Source organism: Nesterenkonia ebinurensis, assembly GCF_008711175.1.
Classification (GTDB): Bacteria; Actinomycetota; Actinomycetes; order Actinomycetales; family Micrococcaceae; genus Nesterenkonia; species Nesterenkonia ebinurensis.
In genome coordinates this window covers 74,283-97,766 of sequence record NZ_VWNF01000002.1, presented here as the reverse complement: position 1 = coordinate 97,766, position 23,484 = coordinate 74,283, and the positions used below count along the sequence as shown (strand labels likewise).

The 23,484-nt window shown below is 61.2% G+C and carries 27 protein-coding genes and 1 pseudogene; 12 read left to right on the top strand and 16 right to left on the bottom strand.

What is annotated here, in order from left to right:
- Positions 1–326: 326 nt before the first annotated feature.
- The gene (gene thiL, locus F0311_RS01230) at positions 327–1,406 is read right to left on the bottom strand and encodes a thiamine-phosphate kinase (protein ID WP_150460147.1); all 1,080 of its coding nucleotides are present in this window, start codon (positions 1,404–1,406) and stop codon (positions 327–329) included.
- Positions 1,407–1,456: 50 nt separating this feature from the next.
- On the opposite strand from thiL, the gene F0311_RS01225 reads away from it, so the two are divergent.
- The 3 genes from F0311_RS01225 to F0311_RS01215 are packed head-to-tail and all read left to right on the top strand — an operon-like array spanning position 1,457 to position 4,536.
- Positions 1,457–2,686, top strand: coding sequence for an aminotransferase class I/II-fold pyridoxal phosphate-dependent enzyme (locus tag F0311_RS01225; RefSeq protein WP_191089673.1), 1,230 nt, complete (start codon positions 1,457–1,459; stop codon positions 2,684–2,686).
- A 5-nt stretch (positions 2,687–2,691) separates the two neighbouring features.
- Positions 2,692–3,855, top strand: coding sequence for a trans-sulfuration enzyme family protein (locus F0311_RS01220; RefSeq protein ID WP_150460145.1), 1,164 nt, complete (start codon positions 2,692–2,694; stop codon positions 3,853–3,855).
- Positions 3,856–3,873: 18 nt separating this feature from the next.
- On the top strand, positions 3,874–4,536 hold the full coding sequence (locus F0311_RS01215; protein WP_150460144.1) for an alpha/beta hydrolase: 663 nt from the start codon (positions 3,874–3,876) through the stop codon (positions 4,534–4,536).
- A gap of 117 nt (positions 4,537–4,653) precedes the next feature.
- Here the strand turns inward: F0311_RS01215 and F0311_RS01210 are convergent, their stop codons facing one another.
- A complete protein-coding gene (locus tag F0311_RS01210; protein WP_150460143.1) occupies positions 4,654–5,625 on the bottom strand; it encodes a phosphotransferase enzyme family protein in 972 nt (323 codons plus the stop codon).
- 209 nt (positions 5,626–5,834) lie between these two features.
- Between F0311_RS01210 and F0311_RS01205 the strand changes: the two genes are divergently transcribed.
- The gene (locus tag F0311_RS01205; protein WP_150460142.1) at positions 5,835–6,590 is read left to right on the top strand and encodes a phosphotransferase; all 756 of its coding nucleotides are present in this window, start codon (positions 5,835–5,837) and stop codon (positions 6,588–6,590) included.
- A gap of 140 nt (positions 6,591–6,730) precedes the next feature.
- Here F0311_RS01205 and F0311_RS01200 read toward each other — a convergent pair whose 3' ends face one another.
- Positions 6,731–7,354, bottom strand: coding sequence for a DinB family protein (locus tag F0311_RS01200; RefSeq protein ID WP_150460141.1), 624 nt, complete (start codon positions 7,352–7,354; stop codon positions 6,731–6,733).
- Between the two features lies 1 nt (position 7,355).
- Positions 7,356–7,967, bottom strand: a complete 612-nt coding sequence (locus tag F0311_RS01195; protein ID WP_150460140.1) for a uridine kinase family protein — start codon at positions 7,965–7,967, stop codon at positions 7,356–7,358.
- A 173-nt stretch (positions 7,968–8,140) separates the two neighbouring features.
- On the opposite strand from F0311_RS01195, the gene F0311_RS01190 reads away from it, so the two are divergent.
- The 6 genes and pseudogenes from F0311_RS01190 (at position 8,141) to F0311_RS01170 (ending at position 11,038) form a co-directional block, all read left to right on the top strand.
- Positions 8,141–8,596, top strand: a complete 456-nt coding sequence (locus tag F0311_RS01190) for a GNAT family N-acetyltransferase (RefSeq protein ID WP_150460139.1) — start codon at positions 8,141–8,143, stop codon at positions 8,594–8,596.
- Positions 8,597–8,665: 69 nt separating this feature from the next.
- Entirely contained in the window at positions 8,666–9,220 is a 555-nt protein-coding gene (locus tag F0311_RS01185; protein ID WP_150460138.1) for a pyridoxine/pyridoxamine 5'-phosphate oxidase, read from the top strand.
- Between the two features lie 120 nt (positions 9,221–9,340).
- Positions 9,341–9,766, top strand: coding sequence for an NUDIX hydrolase (locus F0311_RS01180; RefSeq protein ID WP_150460137.1), 426 nt, complete (start codon positions 9,341–9,343; stop codon positions 9,764–9,766).
- Positions 9,767–9,782: 16 nt separating this feature from the next.
- Positions 9,783–10,035 (top strand): annotated as a pseudogene (locus tag F0311_RS18885) (hypothetical protein); the annotation flags it as partial.
- Between the two features lie 17 nt (positions 10,036–10,052).
- The gene (locus F0311_RS01175; RefSeq protein WP_150460136.1) at positions 10,053–10,445 is read left to right on the top strand and encodes a VOC family protein; all 393 of its coding nucleotides are present in this window, start codon (positions 10,053–10,055) and stop codon (positions 10,443–10,445) included.
- Positions 10,446–10,474: 29 nt separating this feature from the next.
- Complete coding sequence (locus F0311_RS01170) at positions 10,475–11,038, top strand: dihydrofolate reductase family protein (protein WP_150460135.1); 564 nt, start codon at positions 10,475–10,477, stop codon at positions 11,036–11,038.
- Between the two features lie 16 nt (positions 11,039–11,054).
- Here the strand turns inward: F0311_RS01170 and gap are convergent, their stop codons facing one another.
- The 9 genes from gap to F0311_RS01125 all read right to left on the bottom strand — a co-directional run bounded on the left by gap (position 11,055) and on the right by F0311_RS01125 (position 19,418).
- Positions 11,055–12,062, bottom strand: a complete 1,008-nt coding sequence (gap, locus tag F0311_RS01165) for a type I glyceraldehyde-3-phosphate dehydrogenase (RefSeq protein ID WP_150460134.1) — start codon at positions 12,060–12,062, stop codon at positions 11,055–11,057.
- A 66-nt stretch (positions 12,063–12,128) separates the two neighbouring features.
- Positions 12,129–13,172 carry an NAD(P)-dependent alcohol dehydrogenase gene (locus F0311_RS01160; protein WP_150460133.1) on the bottom strand — a complete coding sequence of 348 codons (1,044 nt, stop codon included), beginning with the start codon at positions 13,170–13,172 and terminating at the stop codon, positions 12,129–12,131.
- A 368-nt stretch (positions 13,173–13,540) separates the two neighbouring features.
- The gene (locus F0311_RS01155) at positions 13,541–14,941 is read right to left on the bottom strand and encodes an Nramp family divalent metal transporter (RefSeq protein ID WP_150460132.1); all 1,401 of its coding nucleotides are present in this window, start codon (positions 14,939–14,941) and stop codon (positions 13,541–13,543) included.
- 93 nt (positions 14,942–15,034) lie between these two features.
- Positions 15,035–15,388 (bottom strand): hypothetical protein, encoded by a 354-nt coding sequence (locus F0311_RS01150; protein WP_150460131.1) that lies wholly within the window; start codon positions 15,386–15,388, stop codon positions 15,035–15,037.
- Positions 15,389–15,397: 9 nt separating this feature from the next.
- Positions 15,398–16,411, bottom strand: coding sequence for an FAD-dependent monooxygenase (locus F0311_RS01145; protein ID WP_150460130.1), 1,014 nt, complete (start codon positions 16,409–16,411; stop codon positions 15,398–15,400).
- A gap of 113 nt (positions 16,412–16,524) precedes the next feature.
- Positions 16,525–16,989: a methyltransferase family protein gene (locus F0311_RS01140; protein WP_150460129.1), complete on the bottom strand. Its 465-nt coding sequence runs from the start codon at positions 16,987–16,989 to the stop codon at positions 16,525–16,527.
- Between the two features lie 7 nt (positions 16,990–16,996).
- Positions 16,997–17,602, bottom strand: a complete 606-nt coding sequence (locus F0311_RS01135; protein ID WP_150460128.1) for a cation transporter — start codon at positions 17,600–17,602, stop codon at positions 16,997–16,999.
- 62 nt (positions 17,603–17,664) lie between these two features.
- A complete protein-coding gene (gene cmtR / locus F0311_RS01130) occupies positions 17,665–18,027 on the bottom strand; it encodes a Cd(II)/Pb(II)-sensing metalloregulatory transcriptional regulator CmtR (RefSeq protein ID WP_150460127.1) in 363 nt (120 codons plus the stop codon).
- A 203-nt stretch (positions 18,028–18,230) separates the two neighbouring features.
- Positions 18,231–19,418 carry an MFS transporter gene (locus F0311_RS01125; protein WP_150460126.1) on the bottom strand — a complete coding sequence of 396 codons (1,188 nt, stop codon included), beginning with the start codon at positions 19,416–19,418 and terminating at the stop codon, positions 18,231–18,233.
- Between the two features lie 271 nt (positions 19,419–19,689).
- Here F0311_RS01125 and F0311_RS01120 point away from each other — a divergent pair, with 271 nt between their 5' ends.
- The gene (locus F0311_RS01120) at positions 19,690–20,307 is read left to right on the top strand and encodes a class I SAM-dependent methyltransferase (RefSeq protein WP_150460125.1); all 618 of its coding nucleotides are present in this window, start codon (positions 19,690–19,692) and stop codon (positions 20,305–20,307) included.
- A 121-nt stretch (positions 20,308–20,428) separates the two neighbouring features.
- The gene (locus F0311_RS01115) at positions 20,429–20,818 is read left to right on the top strand and encodes a nuclear transport factor 2 family protein (RefSeq protein ID WP_150460124.1); all 390 of its coding nucleotides are present in this window, start codon (positions 20,429–20,431) and stop codon (positions 20,816–20,818) included.
- Positions 20,819–20,840: 22 nt separating this feature from the next.
- Here the strand turns inward: F0311_RS01115 and F0311_RS01110 are convergent, their stop codons facing one another.
- The 3 genes from F0311_RS01110 to F0311_RS01100 all read right to left on the bottom strand — a co-directional run bounded on the left by F0311_RS01110 (position 20,841) and on the right by F0311_RS01100 (position 23,267).
- On the bottom strand, positions 20,841–21,473 hold the full coding sequence (locus F0311_RS01110) for a LysE family translocator (protein WP_191089671.1): 633 nt from the start codon (positions 21,471–21,473) through the stop codon (positions 20,841–20,843).
- Between the two features lie 226 nt (positions 21,474–21,699).
- A complete protein-coding gene (locus tag F0311_RS01105; RefSeq protein ID WP_223881051.1) occupies positions 21,700–21,996 on the bottom strand; it encodes a MazG nucleotide pyrophosphohydrolase domain-containing protein in 297 nt (98 codons plus the stop codon).
- Between the two features lie 245 nt (positions 21,997–22,241).
- Positions 22,242–23,267, bottom strand: coding sequence for a nitronate monooxygenase (locus F0311_RS01100; protein WP_150460121.1), 1,026 nt, complete (start codon positions 23,265–23,267; stop codon positions 22,242–22,244).
- Positions 23,268–23,484: the final 217 nt, after the last annotated feature.

Genomic DNA, 23,484 nt, shown 5'->3' with positions numbered 1-23,484 from the left:
CAAAACCCTCACCCCCACCGACCTCAACCACCTCGTCGCCGCCAAACGCTTCATCGACGCCCGCAACGTACTACCAGCCACCGACTGGGAAAACGCAGGCTGGACCTTCACCCAACTCGGCCGCAAATACCAGGGCTAATGGCGAGTACTGACGCCTTCCCCACCCTCAATCGGGTCTCCGGTGACGCACGCATGTCGCACCGCCTCTCGGCCGGCTGCACGGGACCCTGACCTCCGGGACCCGCGCGGATCTTCGATCCATGCGGGCCTCGTCAGAGGGGCTGAGGCCTTCACTTCTCAAGACGGCACAGCGCTTGGCTGGCGCCTCATCTCTTGAGGGAGTCCCAGCCTTGGACAGAGGGCTCAGAGGGTACGACGACGCCGGGGCTGTCTCCATCCGGCAGCGCTTCGACTGTGCCCAACACCCGGAACCCTGAAGGCAGATCGGCCTCTGCGGGGAAAGTGACCAGCAGGCCGTAGTCTTCGCCCCCGGTGAGCACCCAGTCGCGGGCCGCTGGCTGGCTCAGCCCGAGGACGCCGGCCACCGGCACCAGCGGCTCAGCCTCGGCGTGCAGCAGGGCCTCATCGAGCCGGATTTGCACCCCTGAGGCCTTGGCCAACCGCCCGGCATCGCGCAGCAGACCATCGCTGAGATCCATCCCGGCAGTCGCCCCGGCGGCGAGCGCCGCAGGCCCGGCAATCAGCGGAGGCTCTGGGCGCTGCTGGGCGCGCAGGCATTCGCGAATGGTCTCGGCATGAACCTGCCCAAGCTGACGCTCTGGCCCCGGGACCGGCTCCGCCCCAGACTGTTCCAGCAGGGCCAGGCCGGCAGCGGCCCGGCCAAGCCTTCCAGCCACCGCCAGCATATTGCCGGCCCGGGCCTCGTCTCTGCGCAGCAGCCGCCCCCCTTGGACAGGTTCACCCACCGCAGGTTCACCCACCGCTGTGATCGTCACCGAGATCGTCTCCCCTGATCCCAGATCACCGCCGGCGATCACACAGCGTTCTGCACCGGGCTGCCTGCAGGCTCTGATCACCCCGCGGTAGAAGTCCCGGACCCAGCTCAGCGGTATCTCCGGCGGCAGGGTCAGACTCACCACCAGTGCGGTGGGCACAGCACCCATGGCGCTGATGTCTGAGAGGTTCTGCGCGGCCGCTTTGGTGCCCACATCCATCGGCCACTCGTGCCCATTCCCCCACCATTGACGACGGAAGTCCTGGCCCTGGCTCATCGTGTCGGTGGTGATCACTGCCTGTCCGCTGCCCACGGTCAGTGCGGCGGCGTCGTCCCCTGGTCCGATCTCCAATCCGGTGCGCCCAGCGTTGAACGGGTCGATCACCTCCCGCACCGCTGCCAGCACCGTGTCTTCCCCGGCCTGTGCCACGGTGCGCCGCTGATCAGTCATAGCGTCATCTTTTCACGGCCCCCCGGGTGATCGGGATTACCATGTGCAGTATGCCTACTCCGCCCTGGGCCCGGTCTGCTGCCGGTGCCAATACCTACGACGCCGCTACCGCCACGGTGCTGCCCACCATCTATGAGCGAACCACCGCAGCTGCGATAGCTCATGGTGGGATCAACCTGGGACAGGGATTTCCGGATGCGGAGGGACCCCAGTGGCTGCGCGATGCCGCGGCGGAGGCGATCAGCACCGATGCCGGGCCCACCAACCAGTACTCCCCCGGGCCGGGCTTCCCGTGGTTCCGAGAGGCGGTGGCCGCCCACCAGGAGAAGTTCTACGGCGTTCAGCTGGATCCTCAGGACCAGGTGCTGCACACCACCGGTGCCACCGAGGCGATCGCAGCCACCATTCTGGCCTTCGCCACCGCGGGCAGTGAGGTGGTGGCCTTCGAGCCGTTCTACGACTCCTACGGGTCCATGGTGGCGCTGGCCGGGGCGGAGCTGAAGACGGTGCCGCTGCGGGCTCCGGACTTCCGGCCGGATTGTGCCGCGCTGAGGGCCGCGGTGAGTGAGCGGACCTCGATGATTCTGGTGAACACCCCGCACAATCCCACTGGGGCGGTGTTCACCGGCGATGAGCTGGCGGAGATTGTGAGCATTGCCGCCGAGGTCGGTGCAGTGGTGATGTCCGATGAGGTGTATGAGCATCTCATGTTGGGAGAGGCAGACGCCCCTGCACACTCCACTATTCTGAGCATCCCCGGTGCTGAGGATGTGGCGGTGGCCGTCGGTTCGGCGGGCAAGTCTTTCAGTGTGACCGGATGGAAGGTGGGGTGGGTGACCGGCAGCCCACAGCTGGTGAATCAGGTGCGCGGGGTCAAGCAGTTCACCACCTTCTGCACCGGCGGGGCCTACCAGTATGCAGTGGCCCAGGGGTTGCAGGATGACCGTGGTTTCTTCGTGCAGAACCAGGCTGAGCTGCGTGCCGGCCGGGACCTGCTGGCGGAGGGCCTGGCTGCTGCCGGACTGCAGGCCTTCACCCCGGATGCCGGGTACTTTGTGCTGGCCGATGTGCGGGGGGTGACAGAGCAGACTGCTTCTGCCTTCGCCGCCGAGCTGGTGGCCCAGGCCGGGGTGGGGGCGATCCCGGTGTCCTCGCTGACCCTGCTGAGCACCCAGGAGAACCACGAGGACGAGCTGAACTATCTGCTGCGGTTCGCCTTCTGCAAACGCCACGATGTGCTGACACGTGCACTCACCCGCCTCAGTGACTGGTTAACCTAGTGGTGATGGCACAGAATCAGCGCACCCGAGTGGTGGCCGCCGGCCGGCCGCATGAGCCCAACTCCCCGGTGAACCCGCCGGTGGATTTCACCTCCACCTATGTTTACCGGCCCAGTGTGGAATACCCCCAGGTCTACGCCCGGGAGGGGATCCCCAGCTTTGAGCCCCTGGAGGGCCTGCTGGCCGAGCTGGAGGGCGGGGCCCACGGGCTGCTGTTCTCCTCGGGGCTCTCGGCGGTCTCTGCAGTGATTAACCAGCTGCCCATCGGCGGGCATCTGATCATCCCGCGTCACGCGTATATGGGGTTCTACTCGATGGCTGCTCAGCTGGCGGCCAAGGGGCATTTCACCCTGCACCGGGTGGATATCGCGGAAACCGAGCAGGTGCTCAGCACGGTGCGTGAGGTGGCGGAGACGGCTCGGGATCAGAGCACGCAGGCGCTGCTGTGGATTGAGTCGCCCACCAATCCGATGCTGGAGGTCGCTGATGTTCCCGCCCTGATCGCCGAAGCCAAGGAGCTGGGCGTTCTCACCGCGGTGGACAATACCTTCGCCACTCCGCTGCGGCAGAACCCGCTGAAGCAGGGGGCTGATGTGGTGGTCCATTCGGTGACCAAGTTCATCTCCGGACATTCGGATGTGATCATGGGTGCGGCGATCACCGCGGACCTGGACCTGAATGCGGCCCTTCATGGTCACCGGAATCTGCACGGCACCATCCCCGGGCCCATGGAGGTGTTCCTAGCGCTGCGCGGGGTCCGCACCCTGGCGGTGCGGCTGGATGCGGCGGAGCGGAATGCGGCGTTCTTGGCCGCCCGCCTTGATCAGCTGAAGGACGACGACGCCGTGTCCCTCACCTCGGTCACCTACCCGGGCCTGCCCAGCCACCCTCAGCACGGCCGGGCCAAGGCCCAGCTGGGCGGCTTCGGGGCGATCATCACCATCGACACCGGCAGCCAGGCTGCGGCCGACACAGTGCTGGAGGGTCTGCGGGTCTGGACCCCGGCTACCAGCCTGGGCGGGGTGGAGTCCCTGGCGGAGCGGCGTCGTCGTCATCCCGGCGAACCGGATACGGTGCCTGAAGGGCTGATCCGTCTCTCGGTGGGCATCGAGGATGCCGAGGATCTCTATCAGGATCTTGCCCAAGCTCTGCGCTCCGCCGCCTCCTGAGCCTCAGACCCTACCTGGATGAGCGCATACGATAGCCCGATGAGGCTCTACATTCCTGGGGCGGGCAGAACCGGGCGTGATGCCTGGCCGAAGCAGTCAGCAGACAACGCGGTCTTCGCCCAGTTTGTACCGCACACCTCCAAAGAGGAGCAGTTGCAGCATCTTGCGCAGATCGCACCTGATGGACCGGTGGATGTGGTGGCACACAGTCTGGGGGCAGAGCGCGCAGTTCTGGCCCTTGGCCGCGGGCTGTTCCAGGCTCGGCGACTCATTCTGCTGGAGCCGGCCCTCTATGACCTGGCCCGTGGTGATGAGCATATTGAGAAGCACATCAGCACGGTGACCCGCGCACACCAGCGGAGTTCGGCCGGAGAGCTCTACGGGTTCTGGGAGATCTTCCGTCCGCTGTTCTTCGGTGGGCCTGCGGATCCGGAGCAGTGGGACCAGGAAAAGGCTCTGGCCGAGCACTTCGCCTCGGTCTCTCCGCCGTGGGGTGACGGGGTGACCGGTGAGATGATCCCTGCGGAGGGCACCATCGTAGCCACCGGCAATTGGAATCCTGAGTACGAGGCGATCGCTGACGCGCTCTCCGCCTTAGGCGCTCGGCACATCCATGTCACAGGCTCACGGCACCGCCCCCAGGACCACCAGTACTTCGAGCAGGCCGTCTTCGGCGGGTGAAAGCTCACGACGCTGTGATGCTGTCAGCGGATCGTGATGACATCGGCAGCATGCCCAGGAGTGCATTCGAAGGTGGCTTCTATGGTGAACAGTGGAGATTCGAGCGTTTCGGCGGTGTCAGGCCACGGACTCATCCGGAAGCGGGTAGCTCTCTGGGGTGGTATGCGCGAGGTTCAGCAGGAAGGCTCGCTGCCGGGAATCTGCCCAGGCGGCGGCGTCGTTGTCCTCCAGCACCCAGGTTCCCTCCTCCCAGAGCATGTGGTCCAGCGCTGCGGACCAGAGTTCCCGCTCTCGGTCTGTGAGCTGGACATGCCGGAGATAGGCCCGGGAGAAGGTCTCCCACTCTGAGTCGGTGAAGAGTCTCCCCGGTGCGCCGTCGCCTTCATTGTGGAACAGCACCAAGGCCAGTGCCAGGTCGAATATCCGAGGCTCAACACCGCCATTGTCCGGGTCAACGAGTACCGGGCCACCCTCGGTGTAGAGGAGGTTATTGGCTTTGAAGTCGCTGCTGACCGCAGTGCGGGGCAGCTCGTCGTCGTGCTTCTTCAGTCCCGGCAGGGATTCCTGCCACCAGCGTCTGCCGAGTTCTCGAATGACCTCAATCGCCTCGGTATCGCCCTGGGAGGACAGAACCCCCTCGAGGGTGCGGCAGTCGGAGACCACCTCCGAGTAATCGGAGTCAGGGTAGCTGTAGGTCCGCATACCCTGGGTGGGGACCTCCACGGCATGCATACGCCCCAGGTAGTCCCCTGCCTGTCGGATCTGGCCCTCGGTGCCGGTGTAGGGCGCGCCGTCAATCCATGGGTAGACCACCCAGTGCTCTCCATGGATCTCCTGCGGGTTCGCCACGTCCAGACCGGCCGGGATCACCACAGCGATGCCAGCGTGATCGAGCGATCTGGTCCATCTCATCAGCGCCTCGGTCCGGCCAGCATCGCCCGGGGTTCGCTTGACCACAATGTCCTCACCTGCGGCGGTCTGAGCACGGTAGACCCGCGCGAATCGGGTCAGTGATTCGGCGTGCATGCCGCTCAGCCGGAAACCTTCAGCCAGTTCTCCAGTGGTTGCCTCAGAATCTGCGGTGTCCATGACTTCACCCTATAAGGCCTGACCACCATCGCCTGGTGATGTTCTTGCAAGGAGGTCTTGGACGGCCTGGGCGAAATCTCCAGGAGCGTCGGTGTTGAACTCGTGGCCGGCCCCGGGAAGAAAAGACGATAAGAGGCTTCATCCGACCAGGGGATGACTCCCAGGGCGGTGGTCAAAGGTCTTTGGGCTTTACCGCCTAGCCTTATGGTATGGAGAATGCTCTGCCCCTGACCGGCGGCAATGCCAGCGGCTGCGTTGTGCAGATCGGGTCCACGGTCCGGAAGCCCTGGACTGCGGGTACAACGAGTGTCCACAGTTTCATCTCCGCGGTCGGCGGGGCAGGGGTCGATGTTCCCGCTGTGCTGGGTCGCGATGATCAGGGCCGTCAGATCATCGAGTTCATACCTGGCCGGCTCGCGATGGAGACCGATCCCTTAGCTCCCTCAGAGCTCGCCCGCGTGGGCACACTGGTCCGAGCGATCCATGATGCCAGCGCCGCTTTCCGGCCTCCCGACCGATCACAGTGGGAGCCCGTCATCCCGGCTCCGGGCGAGGAGCTCATCTGCCACAACGACCTCGCGCCCTGGAACCTGATCATCGGGGATCGTTGGGTGTTCATCGACTGGGATGGGGCTGGACCGAGTACCCGGCTCTGGGATCTGGCCTATGCTGCCCAGACTTTCACGCTCAACGATCCTGATCAGAGAGCAGACGAGGCCGCACTCAACCTGGTGGCCTTTGTCGATGGGTACGGTGCCAGGGCCGAACTGCGCAGGAAACTTCCCCGAACGATGCATCAGCGCGCTTACGCGATGTATGAGCTGCTGAGCTCATCGGTGGACTCCGGGCGCGAACCGTGGAAGTCCATGTACGCCCAGGGCCACGGCGCGCATTGGCAAGCCGTGAGTGAATATGTGAAACGACACCACGAGGTGTGGGCGCAAGCGCTGAGCATACAAGCGTGAACACATGGACATTCACCTGGGCTGAGCCGTCATGCGGCCCAACCTATAGCCTGATGGGCGGAGAGCCCGGCTCAACAGCCCCATGGGCTCCATCGATCCGCTCCGGTGCGGGGAGATTCCGCTCTACCCAGCCGGGTTGCTCACGCACCTTGCCGGATAGCGGCAAGTTCACCTGGCTCGTGCCAGGCGAGGCGCCGCAGCAGCTTGGTCGAGGTCCATAACTCTCCGCCATTGCTCCGGCTCATATTCGGGAGCATGGTTCTGAGGGTCTTCTGCACGTGCTCAGCCGATTCACTAAGTTCAGCAACCAGGGTCTGAGCTCTGGGCTTGGACGGCAGCCCGAGTGAGGGCAGATAGTAGCGACTCTCTGTGTCAGCGATGTGCCAGGCGCGTTCGCAGATTGTGGACCAGCCAGCGAAATGTGCGTCCTGCGGGATGGGCCGGCCAAGGTCCGCCTCGGTGCTCTTCTGGAGAAGATGTAGCAGCTCAGCCCGAGCCTGGGTCAGGATCTCCAATGTACGCTCAACCTCGGCCTCAGTCGCGGGTTCCGTGTCGCGGTCGAAAGCGCCCTCATCTCCTTGGATGCGCTCAACGACGCTGAGTTCGGCCTCCCGCGGAAGAGCCATACTCAACTCCGCCAACGCCTCAGTCTCAGTCAGCCCCTGTCCGCAGAGCCCCCAGAACTCGACGTCGAACACCCAAGCCGCGGTCCCGGAGTCGTAGGCCATAGCGACGCCGCTCTCCACATAGACGTTCACCCGCATCTCACAGCATCCTCCCCGCCGGTCGAGCCCTCACCACAGGTCCCGCCGTAGAGAAGCGAACGTCGGCCTTCTGCGCTGGCGCGAACCTCTCCGCAAAATCTCGCTCGTTCGGTTCCCACACATCAAGCCACAGAGTGTCGTGCATGCGCCCTAATTCTCTGTCCCGCGCCATTCCCCTCTGGACCGCTGTCGACAGATCGATGTCGCACCACACGGTGATATCCAGATGCTCCAGCGCCTCAGGATGAAACAGCCCGATCAGATCAACGACAAGGACATCAGCGTCCGGAAGCGGTTCGGGGTCTCCGAGTGTTCTACAACTCCAGTCGAACCTCCGGAAAGTACCCGGCTGCTGCTCACGAATGGGTTTGAGCACTTCCTCTGTCAGCCGGATTCGCTCCACTCCGGCCCAATCTTGAGAGCGATGATGTGACAGAACTGGGTTCAGAAAGTCATCTCCGCGCACCCGCGCGGCGCCCGGCACCGCTTCGACAAGTCGCCGGGCCAGCGTGGACTTTCCAGAACCGGCGTATCCGGAGATCCCCACCACGATGGGACGGCTGGCGCTCTGCTGCGCTTGCGTGATGTGCTCAACCAGGCTGGTGAACTCCATCCACCGACGCTAACACCTCTTGGCTGGCGATCCCTGCACTCTTGCTCCGGCTGGGCTTCATAATGGGGCGCCGTTGGGAACCAGCCGTCATAATGACATGCTGGAGGGGTGAATGACGAGCATTCTCACACTGCAGCGCAAGGAGCCTCGGACCTGGTGGAGGAGATCTCTTGATGTCCACTGCTGTGAGGTTTGCTTCAGAAGCAGACCTCGATGCGCTCACACACCTCAAGGTGGAGTGGTCTCAGCTGCCAGCGCCCGCTTCGGAAGATGCCCTCTCCGCTCTGAAAGCAGAGCTCGCCCAGTGGCTGATCCCTCAAGGGACAGCGGTCTGTGCGGTGGCAGACACCGGGAACGACCTGGTGGGAATGGCATGGCTGGTGCTCTATCCGCGCACCCCGGATATCGACAGCCTTCACCGCTGGTCCGGGGACATTCAGTCGGTCTACGTGAAGCCCGACTATCGAACACGTGGGCTGGGGGCTGAGTTGGTCAGTCTCCTGGTCCAAGAGGCGCAGCAAAGAGGTGCCAGCCACCTGACCGTCAGCGCCAACGACGCCGCCCTGAACCTTTACGAGAACCTCGGCTTTAAGGCATCGCCGCTAGCTCTCGTACGGCGACTGGACTAGCAGCAGACCATGGCAAGCCCAGAGACATCGGCCCGTGGGCCTCAGCAGAGGGATGCGAAGATGGGTGGCATGGCAGACAGCATTCGTTCGATGCTCCGGGCAGTCCCCTCGCTCACCGGCACTGCACCACCGCTCAATACGAGCGCCCTGCCCGATGATCCGACCACCTTGTTTCTGATGTGGTTTGCAGAGGCTCTCTCCGTTGGCGTAGCAGAACCTCATGCGATGACTCTGTCCACCGTGGACTCGGAAGGTGTTCCCGATGCCCGGACGCTGATTCTCAAGGACCTCAACGAATCGGGCTGGGCATTCGCCAGCACGGGATCCAGCAGGAAGGCTTCACAACTCGATGCGCAACCGGCCGCAGCCCTGAACTTCTGGTGGCAGCCCGTCGCCCGAGCGGTGCGAGTCCGGGGAGAGGTCCGTGTGGCCAGCAGGGAGGAGAACATTGCCGATCTCCGTTCGAGGAGTCCCCAGGCCCAGTCCGACGTGGTTGAGGACGACTGGACTCTGTTCTACGTCCAGCCGGCGCGGGTCGAGTTCTGGCAAGGTTCTCCGGACCGCCGTCACACTAGGATCGTCTACACCGCGAACAACAGCACGTGGACTCGGGAGGTCCTGTGAACTCCGGCTCGATCCCTCATCCTTGTGGGTGGAACGAGAGGCGCGTTCACTCGGCGAGCGTCTTCCCCAGCTACGGCTGCAGCCCCATGACCGGAACATCTCAGCCGGTAAGCTCTCATCATGCCTTCTATCCGGAATATTGCTGTCGCGCTGCCCGCCAAGGATGGACACGTTCTCGTGCAGACGGGCTACGACTCGGTCAAGGGACAGCATTTTTACCGCGCCCTTGGCGGCGGCATTGAGTTCGGCGAGCTCGCCGCCGACGCGGTGCGCCGCGAGTTTCAGGAAGAGCTCGGAGTGGAACTCGATGACGTAGAGCTTCTGGATGTCGCAGAGAATATCTTCGATTATGAGGGCGCTACGGGCCATGAAATCGTCCACGTCTTCGCTGTTGGATCCGCTGCCTTGGCAAACATGCCGCTCGGAGAGACCCGTTCGATCCTCGACGAGCCCGACTCAACGGCTCTGTGGGTTTCCCTCGATTCGCTCCGGCGTGGCGAAGTTCCGCTCTTCCCAGCCGGGTTGCTCAAGCAACTTGTCGAATAACGTCAAGCTCACCAGGCTCGCTTCATCGGAGCAGAGGCACTTGGTAGCGGCCTGGGAGGTCGTCCGAGACGCATCCCGGAGCACACCCCGGCAACCTCCATGGCGTGTCCTCTGGCATTTCCGTAGTTCTGTGTCAACTAATGTCTACGGTCAGTACACCTAGCACCTTGATGGGAGTCACGGTACTCGGGTACGACGATCAGCTCGTTGAGATCGAGGCTATAGCTGCCGTGTCCGAGAGCGTGTCTGCTGATTCTCGGCAGCGCTGAACTGGCAAACTTGTGACATGGCAGGGTTTCATCATATCGAGTTGTGGGTCGCGGATTTCGATGAAGCACGCGCTGAGTGGGGCTGGCTTCTGTCACGGTTGGGCTTCGTCCTTGATACCGAGTGGCCAGGCGGGCAGTCCTGGTCTGCTGGCGGTGCGTATCTCACCCTCACTACATCGCCGAATCTGACAGCGACTGTCCATGATCGTCGACGCCCAGGGGTGAACCATCTCGCATTCAAAGCAGGGGCACCCGCCGAGCTCGATGCTCTCATGACGGATGCGCCCGCACATGGGTGGTCCCCGCTCTACCAGGAGCGTTATCCGCACGCCGGCGGAGAGGCTCACTATGCTGGCTGGCTTGAGAACTCCGCAGGTTTCAAAGCCGAGATGGTCGCTGATGCGTCGTGAATGTCCTAGGCATGGACTAGGCTCGCGCCATGAGCCGGGTCATCTATGAAACTGCCACAAGCTTCGACGGATACATCGCTGATGAGAACAATTCGCTGGACTGGCTATTTACTGTTCCCGGCGGGACCGAGCCCGACCCCGAGCTAGCGCCTCCCCAGGCTTCGATCCAAGTGATGGGGTCCACTACGTATGAGTGGGTTCTGAACCAGCTCAACGCCATCGATGCACCTGACGAATGGGCCAAGGCGTTCGGAAAGACTCCGGTCTTCGTCTTCACCTCTCGCCGTCTCCCCACTCCTGATGGCAGCACCGTCGGCTTCCTCAATGGAAAGATCTCCGATGCGCTGCCACAGCTGAGGGAGGCAGCCGCTGGTGGCGATATCTGGGTGGTTGGCGGTGGTGACCTCGCTGGGCAGTTCATGGATTCCCAGGCGCTAGACCGGCTTGTTTTCACGATAGCCCCGGTGGCGCTCGGCTCAGGGGCGCAGCTGCTCCCCCGTCGAGTCGAATCCGACCGGCTAACTCTCACCTCAGTCAAGCAGATCGGACAGTTCGCCCGGCTCAGCTATGAGGTGTCCTACAAGAACCACTGAAAGCCAGCAGGCTCATCTACAGCTGATTGCCGATGTAGACAGCTGTCTCCACCAGACGTGAGCTGTATCCGTATTCGTTGTCGTACCAGCCGAGGATTTTGACGGTGTTGCCGATGACCTTGGTCAGCGGGGCGTCGAAGATCACGGCATGAGGGTCACCGATGATATCAGTGGAGACAATCGGATCGGTGCTGTAGGCCAGCACTCCGGCCAGCGGTCCCTCAGCGGCCTGCGCAAATGCCTCATTGACGTCTTCTGCACTCACCCCCTCCTTGGACACTGTGACCGTGAGGTCAGTGGCAGAACCAGTGATCGTCGGCACCCGTAGGGCAAACCCGTCAAGCTTGCCGGCTATCTCGGGGATGACAGAACCTATGCCTTTGGCCGCGCCGGTGGAGGTTGGCACGATGTTCACTGCTGCAGCTCGCGCTCGGCGAGCATCCTTGTGCGGAGCATCATGGAGTCGCTGGTCCCCGGTATAGGCATGGATGGTGGTCATCAAGCCCTCGACGATGCCGAACTGCTCATCCAGCACTTTCACCAACGGCGCCAAACAGTTGGTGGTGCAGGAGGCATTGGACACCACGGAATGGCTGGCCGGGTCATATACGGAATCGTTGATGCCAAGAACCAGAGTGGCGTCCATGCCCTTTCCTGGTGCTGAGACGATGACTTTCTTGGCCCCGGCCTCCAGGTGCTTTCCTGCGGTTTCCTTGGTCCGGAAGAAGCCGGTGCACTCCAGAACGATATCCACGCCCAGCTCATCCCAGGGCAGAGTCGCCGGGTCCTTCTCGGCGAGCAGCCTGATGCGGCGATCACCGACAACCAAGTAGTCGTCTTCCAGTGATATCTCGGCCGGGAAGCGCCCCAGCACAGAGTCGTACTTGGTGAGGTTTAGCAGTTGCTCGGGACTGGCGAGATCGTTGATCGCCACCAGCTCGAGATCCTGCCCTTGGTCTTGGATCACCCGGAGAACGCTGCGTCCGACTCGGCCGAAACCGTTGATCACTATTCTCGCCGCCATATGATGCTTCCTTCCGTATCTTTCCGTATCTGACTGTCAAGCACGCTGGGACTGCGCTGGCGAGAACTATGGAACGATCACGGCCCTGCCGCGCAGTTCTCCCGCATGCAGTTTTCTGTAGGCCTCTGGGGCTTGGTCCAGCGTGAAATGCTCAGTGTCGACGCTGATCTGCCCTGTGCGGGCGAGCTCTAGGACTTCCATCAGTTCAGGCCGTGAGCCCCAGTAGGGGGCGCGGACCCTTGAGCCGAATGGCTGCCCCAAGAGGCCGACTGCGGTGTCTACTGAGCCAGCTCCTATCAGCACCAGGTCGGTGCGGGGGCCGCTGAGCGATAAAGCGATCTTCAGGACAGGTTCGTTGGTCACGAAGTCGAAGACGGCGGTGACTGGCTCTGGTCCTACTGCCTCGGCTATGCGTTGAGCAGCGTTGTCGTCCGAGAGGAAAGCGTGATGCGCTCCGACTTCGCGGGCAAAGTCCAGTTTGCTTTCGCTGATGTCCAGGGCGATCACCGTTGCGGAGGTCAGCGTTCTCAGGAGTTGGATAGCCATATGACCGAGTCCGCCGACGCCGATGACCACCGCTGTGCTTCCCGGGACCAAGAGGTCCAAGGATCCGACGATGGAGTGGTAGGGAGTCAGGCCGGCGTCGGTCAGTGCCACGCTCTCCACCGGATCGAGATCACCGAGGGGAATGAGAAGACGCGGATCACTCACGATCATGTATTCCGCCATCGCCCCGTCCGTGCCGAGCCCTGGTGGGTGAATCCCGCGACTGGCAGCGTGCGGACAGTAGTTCTCGACGCCCTGTGCGCAGGCGTGGCATCTTCCGCAGCCCTGAGGGCCATAGACCGCGACGGCCTCCCCGAGTTCAATCCCCTTGGCCCCTTCACCGAGCGCATCAACCACTCCGACGCCTTCGTGACCGAGCGTCATCGGCAATGGGTACCCGAAGGCGGAATACTGGTCCTCACTCAGGCTCATGACGAAGCTGTCCGAGTGGCAGGCCCCGGCGGCTGTGATCCTCAACCGCACTTCCCCAGGCCCAGGTTCAGGTGTGGGCACCTCGCGTACTTCAGGAGGCTGTCCGACCGTAACGTACTGAAGAGCTTTCATCGTTGAATCTCCCAGATGTGGTGAGTGTGCCTCTATCCTGCCACTACTTGCGTATCGATTTCCAGGGCGCGGGGAGCAACTGCTAAGAAGAGGTAACCAGCTCAGCGCCCGTACTGCACTTCATGGACTTCAGTGCGGAGCACACGTCGCTGCTTCTCATCTGCGCATCTCTGGGATCTCCCACTCGTTCGGAGACCATCGTGTCCTCACTGATATCTCTTTCACTGTCACAGGCGACGAATTGGTCGGACTGATCGGTGAGAACGGGTCCGGAAAGTGCAGCGGACATGGCAGCGAAGTGGGCCAGATCGATGACTCGGATGGCTGGTGCAGATCAGCGTTGAGACTGGGCTCCTCATTCTGGATGTTCAGGTGAGGACTGGGATCCCCGCCAGGTCGGCGAAGAACAGGAGAGCGAAGCCGGTGTAGAACACTCCGGCCAGCACCATCATGGTGGTGACCACCTTCCCCGGTGCGAGCTTCTTCGGTAGGTGTTTGTGATTGATGTAAAGAGTCAGCGCCACGAACACCGGGGTGTGAACGGCGGTGACGATCCCGCCGATCCCCAGGATGTCGACAGGGTCCTGCACCACCCACAGCACGGCCAGCGGGGCGGCAGTGACCGCGATGATGACGGCTCCTCGGTACAGGAAGGTGCGGTGACGGAACTTCGCGCGCAGTCCGGACTCGTGGTCGGAGGCTTTCCTCTGGAGCAGCAGGAGCGCATCCGCAAAGGTGCGCGGCCATCCATCCTGATTGGAGAGCACGGTCCCCCACAGTGCCAAGATGACGCAGACGATCAAGAACCAGAACCCAGGAGCGCCCCACACATCGGAGAGGAGAAGGGCAAGGTCTTCTGCGACATCACTGCCCTCAGGCATGATCCCCTCCGGCCGCAGTAACTCTGCGCCCAGCACCAGGAACGAGATGAGCACAACGCCGCCGGTGACCACGCCGATCAACGCCGTCTGGCTCATCATGCGCGTCCAGGACCGCAGTCTGCCGAGGCGATCGTCGTCGCGTTCTGCTTCTGTCTCTGGATCCCACGTCTCGGTGAACTCATCTTTCCCCTCGGCATCAAGGTCGGAGCCACCGAAGCCACGGGCGGCAATCCAGTAGGAGAACCAGAGGATGCCGCCGGAGCCGGCGAGGATGAACCCCAGCCACGGCATGAAGAACTGCCAGTCCATATCGGAGGGCACACGGGGAATCAGCCCAGCTCCGACTTCTTCCAGATTGGGCCCCACCACAATCGCGGTGGTCACGATGCCCGCCATCAGGACACCCCCCACCAGTGCGGTGACCTTCTCCACACCCCCGTAGCGCCCTACCAGCACCAGCACTGCTGAGCCGATCAGGATGATGGTGCCGTAGACGAGGTGGCTCCCCGGCAGCACCACCATGGCCGCGCTGCCGGCCAGCGCGGCGACCCCGGCGATGACCGAGACTCCAGCAGCCAGCCCCGGGACCAGCACCAGCCAGACCGGCCATTTACTGGGGCCGGGAACGTCGTGATAGCCGGTGAGGATGCTCCGCCCGGTGACCACGGTGTAGCGGCCGACTTCGTTGATCAGCACCCACATGAAGGTGATCGCGATCAGCGCTGTCCAGAGCATCTCGTAGCCGTACTGGGAACCCACACGAGGAGTGAACAGCACTGTCCCCGAACCGGTGGATGACACCATCCATACCAAAGCGGGCAGGTACCACCGGAACCGTTGAGGCCCCTTTGGTGATTCAGTGACGTCTTTTCGGATCAGATCCGGCATGGGGTATCAATCCTCGATGCAGGGGGTGGTGCCACTGGCCGTCGATCTCACGTGCCCCTCAGCTTATCAATGCTCGGGGCGGGACAGTGTAGCTTATCTGAGTTTGCTATGAATGCGCTTCCAGAACTCTTCCGAAGACATTTCATCGTCGGGGTTGGCTTCCAGATCCGCCAACCGCTCATCGATAACAGCGGCCTCATACGAGGTGACGACCTTGTCGCCGTTCACCTCATCAAACAGAGCATAAGCCAGCTCTCGCTTCTGCGCGTTGTCCAGCTGCTGGACCCTCTCAAAAGCTCCTGCTCGGCCATGCCTCACTAGTACGCCCCCAACTGGCAGCGAGCGACTTTCACACCAACGCGATAAATGGCCACCTATCAGGAACCAGGTGGAATAGGCTCTGCTGGTACGACGCTGGGCTGCTTCTTGGAGGCTTTCGGCTGCCATAGACCTGTCTCACGGAAGAAGTGTCAATACACGGTTCCTGAACCCCTCTCGCCGGGTCGAGGACATGCGGTGCACCATACGGGAGACTATTTTCATTCCCTGAGTGCGCAGGTGACGCTTCCGTTGGTAGACCTGAAATGCCTTCCCTGGTGGATACTTTGCCAACGCCTCCGCCAGTTCTTGAGCATCCAGCAAAGCTTCGTTGGCACCACGAGCGACGTTCGGGGCCATCGCATGGGCAGCATCCCCGACCAACACCGCATGCTCACGATGGAGCTTTCGGGTGAACCGCGCTTCCCAAAGTTCGTTGACCAATGTTAGCGCCGGATCAGCATGCCTTAGAACTTCATGCAGGGCCTCAGGTGCCTCACTCCATCTGCGGCTCAGCGTCTCAAGAGCAACCTGCCTGGTCTCAAAGTGTTCTTGAGGAACTGTGGCGAACCAATTAATTCCGCCTCCAGGTCTCGGCGTCATGCCGAACAGTCCACCGGCTGCCCAATACCCATCAAGCCCCTCCAGTCTTGGACCAGTCTCAGTAACTCCACGGACGACGGTGACATTGAGCTTTCGCGCATGGGCAGAAGAGCCCCAATAGCTCTTCCGGACCTCACTGTGCACACCATCTGCACCGACAACGATGGTCTCTGCACCTGCCTGCAGCGCTGTAGGACCTGAAACTTCCTCCCGGTGCACGGTGACATGTGAGGGAAGATGCCTCTGGAGCAGGTCGATAAGAGTGGTGTGGGGGACCATCCGCACCTCAGCCAACTTCATCGAGGTCAACAGCGTCCCGTCACCGGAGAAGATTCGTCCCTCCCCCACTGGAATCGACTCCTCGGTGAGATCGGAGAGCACACCTACCTGGTCAAGCACAGCCTGACCATCCGGGTAGATACCGAAGAGTGTGGGAACTCTGCGTTCATCCCACCGTGGTTCGTAGAGATGCACACCCCAATCAGAAGGGAGAAGAGAAGCGATCGTCAGTCCCGCAACACCACCACCGACAACATGAACCGCAACCATAGTCCGAGCCTACAGCTGCCTAGGGCGGCTTCCTTTTGCCTGCAGTAGACATGGCCACAAGCCATCAGCGAGAACAGAGCTGGGGTGCGCTGCGCTTCCATGGCCAGCCGAAGTCATGAGGATTTCACTACCCCAATCCACCTTGGAACACCAGACCGATAGTCCCGGTATGACTGACCGAAGTGTTCCTCCAGGGCGTTCTCCTCTGGTGGTATCTGTACACGGTCTATCCACCCATAGAACAGTGCTGCGGGGAAGACTGATCTCCATGTTCCGCGCCAGAGAGCATGTGCACAGAGCAGTCCGGTCATCCCCAAATACATTGGATTCCTGCTGATCGCATTGGGACCGTCTGTCACCAGCGCAGAAGCCTGCTCCGGGTTCACCGGGTTGACAGTGGTTTCATGCTGGCGAAACCGAGAGATAGATGCTCCCAGCATCCCAGCGGAAGCAACACCCATGATCGCTGCACCGACTCCCCTGAACAGGCGAACCGGCTTCTTCGGAACAAGGAGTTGAGCACCTCCTGCCGCAGCGAGCACCACGGCTGGGGGAATGTGCACCTGCTTGAGATTCATGTCGTTCTTACCTTTCGGTGGTCTCGTTCAGATCGTGAAGAACTTCAGTCGGAGACTCGAGGTCGCCACTCCAGGCTTCTATGCCCTCACGAACAGCAAGAGCAGCGATCACCAGTGCGGCAATAGAATCCGCCCACATCCAGCCCAGCAGACTGTTCAGCAGCAGCCCAAGGAGCACAGCACCGGAGAGGTAAACACATAGCAGCAGCTGCTTGGCATCAGCTTTAACACTGGCAGAGCCGAGTTCCTCTCCGGTCCTGAACTCAAACCATGCAAGAACCGGCATGACGATCAGGCTTAAAGCAGCGATCCCGATCCCGATGGGGCTGTGATCCACTTCCTCCACGCCAGTCAGCGTCAGGATAGCCTCGAACGTCACGTAGGCCGCCAAGAGGAAGAAAGCGACCCCAATGACACGGACGGTGGGCTTCTCCCACTTCTCAGGATCCTTACGGGTAAATTGCCATGCCACTGCTACAGCTGAGAGAACTTCAATCACTGAGTCCAGTCCGAAACCGATCAGTGCGGCTGAACCTGCCGCAGCCCCTGCTCCGATAGCAACAATCGCTTCAATGACGTTATAGGAAATCGTGAAAGCGACGATGAACCGCACTCGTCGGTGAAGCCGAGCTCTTCGCCCAGCAGAGACCTCAGAAGCAGAGGCTTCACTCCGACTCACGCCGGAGAGTCCTGGTCTTCGCAGCAACCCGGAACTGGGCAGGAGGGGTCGACACAAGCTGCGGCCTCATCGACAGCCAAAGTGGTTTCAACCAGGACGTTGAGCGCCTGAGCCAGATGCGCATCGGCGATCTCATACCTTGTCTGGCGCCCCTCTGGTTCAGCGACCACGATCCCGCAGTCCCTCAAACACGCAAGATGATTCGATACATTGGTACGGCTCAGGCCCAGCTCTCGAGCCAAACGCGCAGGGTACCCCGGTGACTCAAGCAAGGACAGCAGAATCCGAGAGCGAGTGGGATCAGCCATCGCACGGCCTAAACGGTTCATGACATCAAGACGAGAAGCAATAGTCAGCACACACTGACTATACATCAATCACTGACTAGTCAGTATCCAGTGCCATATCTAGTCGCAACGCTGAAACTCAGGGAAAACGACTCACATCTACTGCAAACATGCCCTTAACCGTATCCCCATGGCGAAAAACTCATCGCCGAATCAGAACATCCCAGCCGCCTAGTCTTCCGACTCACAGCCCAAGGACTGATACAGCGAGAGTCTCAGGCTCGAAGCGTGCTGTACCTCGCTGCGATCCAGATGCTTCCCAGTGCCAGAGCTAAGACCGGGACCAACAGCACGGCATGTGCACCGATGTGATCGGCTAGCAGTCCTGCCGATGCGCTCCCGACAGAGTGCGATATAAGTGTCACTGCCACTAATGCAGAGTAGCTCCGGGCTAGGTGACCCTTCGGCATCACCTCATCCAGTAAGGACGACTGCAGAATCGACACAGGTGCTCGCATTGCTCCTGCTATGAACATCACGAGGACCAGAAACCAAGGCTGTGCTGCGATCACAAAAATGAGCACTGCGATGATCACAACCATAGACTGCGAAACCAGCAGCTGAGTAGGCCTCTGTCCACGCCACGTGCGTGCACCGAACCCCAGGGCAGCAAGCATCTCACCGAAGGCAAGAGCGCCGAACGCCACTCCGGCCATAGCAGCGACACCAGCTGAGGTCATGACTCCTGGAATGGCAACAGCGGTCACTCCGACAGCGAACCCAAGCAGCCCAGCGGAGACGAGAAGAGTCCACAACCCCGGAGAAAGAGAGAATCTGGGACGCGGCTCTCCTGTCATCGGAGCAGCTTCCCTCTGAATCCCTCTCCGCCCAAGGAACGAAAATATGCCGGTAGCGACAAGGATCAGACCAGCAGCGAGCATCACAGCAATCTCGGCTCCATACAGAAGCATCGAAGCTGATACCAGCAGTGGACCTATGGTCACGGCTCCTCGGAACAATGCGGATAGCAGAGCATAGGACGTTGCGCGAACAGTATCCTCCGAGAACACTTCTGGGAGCCAAGACCTGACTGCCGTAGTGATCGCGGGGACTGAGACTCCAGCTGCTGTAACCACTGCTGCTGTGCTCCACAACGGAGCGTCAAGAGCTCCTAATGCGACAAAGCCAAACAGAGTCAGAGTGCAGGCACTGCCAAGTGTCAGGACAACTTTGTGTGCACCATATCTGTCAATGAGTGGCCCTTGAATGCTGAGCCCCGCAGCGTTACCGGCTCCGAAGAGGCCACTGAGTACACCGGCCGCGCGTAATTCTCCAGTCCAGCCTTGAACGCAGAGCACGATGGCCAGGGAGAGCATCCCCAGCGGCATCGAACTAAGAAAAACAGCCGCAAGACGGGACCGAACATGCGGGGTGCCCAAAATGTGTAAGTAGGCTCGGAACATGGCATACCTCCATGAGTATGCCCACCCACCCGGGAGCCGAACTCCCACACGAGACCCATCTGCCGCACGGCGAGAGCCTACTTATTGAGACTAGCAGGTGCGAGCAATCAGGGGTCAGCTCCCGCGTTAACACCCTCGAGAGAAGACCCGACAAAGGTGTCGATGCATTGCTCTATAGTCATTTCCCAGCCAAGTCCAGCACCTTCGTCGCCAAAACCTGATTGACTATCGGTTCAGAATCCACCAACAATTCAGAAGGCGGCTTCCGAAGGTGACCACTAAGTGCCGGTGGAACCACAACATCCACTACCATCCCCTGCTTCTCGATGTCGTACCCCCACATGCACACTCAGCCCTCGATGTGGGCACAGGCAATGGTCTGCTCGCCGCAGATCTCACCAAGAAGGTTCCAGACGTTGTGGGAATCGACATAGATCAAGATGTCCTAGAGTCGGCTCGCACTGAATGCAGCGATGTTCAGTGGATCCAGGGAGACTTCATGACATACAGCTTTGATCGCACTTTCGACCTCGTAACCTCGGTCTCTACCCTGCACCACCTGCCCGACCTGGAGGACTCTTTGCACCGTCTAGTCGAACTCACATCTCCAGACGGATATATAGCGGTCATCGGGATGGCCCAAGCCACAAGCCTCCGAGAGAAGACAGTTCATCTATTGGGAGCAGTGCAGCATCAATGGTTGTCACGGCGGCGGGGCTATTGGGAGCACACTGCCCCGACCAGCTATCCACCTGCCCACACCTACTCTGAGGTCAAGACGGCTACGCAGAAAGTGCTTCCAGGAGCAGAGTGGAAACAACTGCCGCTGTGGAGGTACTCCCTTATCTGGCACAAACCCTCGAAGAGCCGAGCAGGCAGCACAAAGTAGAAGGTAGCTCTCTTGCTGAAGACCTTCCTGTAGCAGACAGGACCGTCAACACCTGATCGCAGTAGAGGGTTGCCACCAGAGCTACTCTCAGGAGATAGAGGTGCACGTTAGTCTCAATGACATGGATTCACCACACCTTCCAGCAATGGTCCTTCCCAAGTACATGGACGCTTGGATTGCAGGAAGCCCCGAGCGAATTGCTGACCTCCTTACCGAAGATGGTGTCGTCATTGAGTGTTATGGTCCCGTCTATCGCGGTCGAGAGCGTGTCCTGCAATGGGCAGAAACCTGGCTCTGCAACGGTGGAGTAGTCCATTCCTGGGACATCATCTCGTCCTTCGCAACCAACGGACGCGAAGCAACAGAGTGGGTCTTCGACTTCACCTGGCAAGATCGACGTCGCTCTTTCGAAGGCGCAACCATCGCAGAAATTCAGGACGGCAAGATCGCGTCCTTGAGGGAGTACCGGACCACCGGCGAACTCTACGACTGGACAGGCACCTGGGACTGAGCTTTCAGCCCCAGCACATCAGCTAGGCCGCCTCGCGGAAAGCATCGGCGGCGACCCGGATGCTGAGGAACCCCAGTACCGCTCCGGTAGCGGCATCGAGCACGCGGCGGACGGAACGGCGCTGCCACCAGGTGGCTGCCCTATCCACCAACGTCGCAATGATCAGCAGAGGCACCGTGCCCAGGACAGGCAGTGTCATCGTCAGCAGCGCAAGCGCCCAGAAGCTCATCCCCGGAGTCATGAACTGCGGGAAGAGCGCGAGGAAAAACATCAGCACCTGGGGATTGGTGAGATTCGTCAGATAGCCCTGGAGGAACCCACGCCGCCTCACCGCAGCCGACGGCAGTGCAGGCCGCGCATACTGGCCTTTCCACGCCGAGCGCAACGATTGGAAGGCCAGCCATGCCAGATACGCTGCTCCGACCCAACGGATGACCTGCAGCGCGGTCTGCGACTGCGCCACGATGATCCCGAGTCCCACTGCGGCAAGCACGGCCTGCGTGCTTCCAGCCAGGAACACGCCCATTGCGGTAGCAAGCCCTCCGCGCCGCCCGCCCATCAGCGAATTCTTGAGCACCACCGCGGTGTCCGATCCGGGGGTCAGCGCCACGGCAACCGCGATCGCCACAAAACTGAGATACAGGCTCCATTCCATAAGCTCAGTATCCACCAATTCGGTTGGCTTCATGAGCCACTGTTACATCTGTCACTCGTGAGGCCGCCTGTGGAGGACCTTGCATCTTCGACTCAGTTGGCTGCACTTCGACGTGAGAAGGCTGCTTGCGGGTTCGAACATCCACAGATCTCACCACAGATCACACCGTATTGAGGGTGTTGACTTCGGTACGGGATCAGTCCCGCGCCTGAGTCCGACAGACGACTTACGACCATTTCAGCCATTTTTTCTCAACGGCAGCATCCAGATCGACTTCATGGTGACGGGCGAGCAAAAGCAACTGCCCCAGCACATCAGCGAGTTCATCCTGGAATGCTTGTTTCTTCTCCGCCTCAGTAGCACCACGATCACGACCCATCCCATGCAGGTCGATGAACGCCTGGACAAGCTCCCCCACCTCTTCTTGAAGCTTCAACATGAACCACTCGCTGCTGCGCTCGATGCTGTACAACTCGGCATAACGAGAGGAAATCGACTCAAGAGACGCAGAAAGCTCACCCATATGCATTGCTCCACAGTATCCACAACGTCTCTTTGAACAACACAGCACTCACCCTAGATAGGGTCGTGATGTGTTTTTACCTGTCCCAAGACACACCAAACTCTCCACAAAACAGAGCGGTTCAGGCATCGGCGCCCTGGGGGACTCAGTCGTCGGCCACTTCGCTGCCTAGGTGTATGAGGACTGGGCGTTGGTGACACCAGCCCGGAGTCGAGACGCCGGAGGCCGTGAAGCAGCGACGATGCTCACAGGCTTTCTGCCAGCCAGTCGATGACCGAGGCGGCGGAGCCGGTCGGGGCGTTTCGATAGCCGGTTCCTGCCCACAAGTGTAGTCGGTCGGCGTCACCGGCCTTGCCTGCCGCCTGGCGCAGCGTCTTGGTGAGGTGGTGGACCGCAGGGTAGGCCACAGGTGCTGTGGCCTGGTGCCGGTCGATGAACCCATTGCGCAGCGCCCGTGCTGGCCTCCCGGTGAAGGCACAGGTCAGCATCGTCTCAGAAAACAAGGGGTCTCCCAGAGCAGCCCGATGGGTGGCAGATGTTCCTGCTTCATCGGTGCGCAGCAGTAGCGTTCCGAGGGCTGCAGCCTCCGCCCCAGCGTCCAAGATGCGGCAGACTGATTCCGGCCCGTCGATACCTCCGGCGCCGATAACAGGCAGCGGCACTGCTTGGGCAACCAGCTTCACCACAGCGGCAGTGTCGGCTATCTCAGGTATTCGTGTGGGGTCATGGGTGGCGCTGTGGCCACCGGCCCGAGGCCCCTGGACCACCAGACCATTAGCTCCAACCACCTGTGCAGCTCTGGCCTCTTCAACAGTGGTGACGCTGATCAGCACGGTGGTCCCGACCCCCTGGAGACGTGCCACCTCTTCCTGGCCGGGGAGGCCGAAGGTCAGTGAGACCACCGGCACGGGGCGCTCGGTGAGCAGGTCCAGCTTCTGCTGCCAGTGGTCTTCATCGATGACGGGCTCAAGATTGAGTGTGACCCCGTAGGCCTCGGCTTCTGGCTGTAGCTCGGCGGCGTAGGCGTTGAAGGCTTCTCGGTCCACAGGGCAGCCCTCGGGCACAAAAAGGTTCACCCCGAAGTCCACACCGAGGCCTCTTGCGGCCTCTACCTGTTCGCCCAGCGCCTCTGGCGTTTTATATCCCCCAGCCAGGAAAGGGAATGCTCCGGCTTCGGAAACGGTTTCGACCAGGGCCAAGCTGGTTGGCCCACCAGCCATAGGCGCTGCCACCAGGGGCAGCTTAGACCGAAGTAACGTCTGACTTGCCATAGAAAACTCCTTCTATCGGACCGGGGCGGATGCGAAGAACATGCTTAACTCTGATCGAGGAACCTCTGGACTGCGCATTGAGAACTTCCCTGAAAGCCGCATGGACCCAACTGCGGCTGGTAATACTGTCTGCGCTGGAGAGCAATCGCATCCACGGAGCCCCCTCTCGGTAGATGATGACGCCGAAGTTCGCACCCGGAGAACCTTATATACCCCA

Coding starts and splice junctions, on each gene's coding strand:
- F0311_RS01200 (WP_150460141.1), bottom strand. CDS start 7,354: ATGCGGGTGAACGTCTATGTGGAGAGCGGCGTCGCTATGGCCTACGAC.
- F0311_RS01210 (WP_150460143.1), bottom strand. CDS start 5,625: ATGGACACCGCAGATTCTGAGGCAACCACTGGAGAACTGGCTGAAGGT.
- F0311_RS01160 (WP_150460133.1), bottom strand. CDS start 13,172: ATGAAAGCTCTTCAGTACGTTACGGTCGGACAGCCTCCTGAAGTACGC.
- F0311_RS01220 (WP_150460145.1), top strand. CDS start 2,692: ATGGCACAGAATCAGCGCACCCGAGTGGTGGCCGCCGGCCGGCCGCAT.
- F0311_RS01100 (WP_150460121.1), bottom strand. CDS start 23,267: ATGGCAAGTCAGACGTTACTTCGGTCTAAGCTGCCCCTGGTGGCAGCG.
- F0311_RS01170 (WP_150460135.1), top strand. CDS start 10,475: ATGAGCCGGGTCATCTATGAAACTGCCACAAGCTTCGACGGATACATC.
- F0311_RS01175 (WP_150460136.1), top strand. CDS start 10,053: ATGGCAGGGTTTCATCATATCGAGTTGTGGGTCGCGGATTTCGATGAA.
- F0311_RS01180 (WP_150460137.1), top strand. CDS start 9,341: ATGCCTTCTATCCGGAATATTGCTGTCGCGCTGCCCGCCAAGGATGGA.
- F0311_RS01110 (WP_191089671.1), bottom strand. CDS start 21,473: ATGGAATGGAGCCTGTATCTCAGTTTTGTGGCGATCGCGGTTGCCGTG.
- F0311_RS01150 (WP_150460131.1), bottom strand. CDS start 15,388: ATGGCAGCCGAAAGCCTCCAAGAAGCAGCCCAGCGTCGTACCAGCAGA.
- F0311_RS01105 (WP_223881051.1), bottom strand. CDS start 21,996: ATGGGTGAGCTTTCTGCGTCTCTTGAGTCGATTTCCTCTCGTTATGCC.
- F0311_RS01195 (WP_150460140.1), bottom strand. CDS start 7,967: ATGGAGTTCACCAGCCTGGTTGAGCACATCACGCAAGCGCAGCAGAGC.
- F0311_RS01155 (WP_150460132.1), bottom strand. CDS start 14,941: ATGCCGGATCTGATCCGAAAAGACGTCACTGAATCACCAAAGGGGCCT.
- F0311_RS01115 (WP_150460124.1), top strand. CDS start 20,429: ATGGATTCACCACACCTTCCAGCAATGGTCCTTCCCAAGTACATGGAC.
- F0311_RS01140 (WP_150460129.1), bottom strand. CDS start 16,989: ATGAATCTCAAGCAGGTGCACATTCCCCCAGCCGTGGTGCTCGCTGCG.
- F0311_RS01190 (WP_150460139.1), top strand. CDS start 8,141: ATGTCCACTGCTGTGAGGTTTGCTTCAGAAGCAGACCTCGATGCGCTC.
- F0311_RS01215 (WP_150460144.1), top strand. CDS start 3,874: ATGAGCGCATACGATAGCCCGATGAGGCTCTACATTCCTGGGGCGGGC.
- gap (WP_150460134.1), bottom strand. CDS start 12,062: ATGGCGGCGAGAATAGTGATCAACGGTTTCGGCCGAGTCGGACGCAGC.
- F0311_RS01125 (WP_150460126.1), bottom strand. CDS start 19,418: ATGTTCCGAGCCTACTTACACATTTTGGGCACCCCGCATGTTCGGTCC.
- F0311_RS01225 (WP_191089673.1), top strand. CDS start 1,457: ATGCCTACTCCGCCCTGGGCCCGGTCTGCTGCCGGTGCCAATACCTAC.
- F0311_RS01205 (WP_150460142.1), top strand. CDS start 5,835: ATGGAGAATGCTCTGCCCCTGACCGGCGGCAATGCCAGCGGCTGCGTT.
- thiL (WP_150460147.1), bottom strand. CDS start 1,406: ATGACTGATCAGCGGCGCACCGTGGCACAGGCCGGGGAAGACACGGTG.
- F0311_RS01185 (WP_150460138.1), top strand. CDS start 8,666: ATGGCAGACAGCATTCGTTCGATGCTCCGGGCAGTCCCCTCGCTCACC.
- F0311_RS01145 (WP_150460130.1), bottom strand. CDS start 16,411: ATGGTTGCGGTTCATGTTGTCGGTGGTGGTGTTGCGGGACTGACGATC.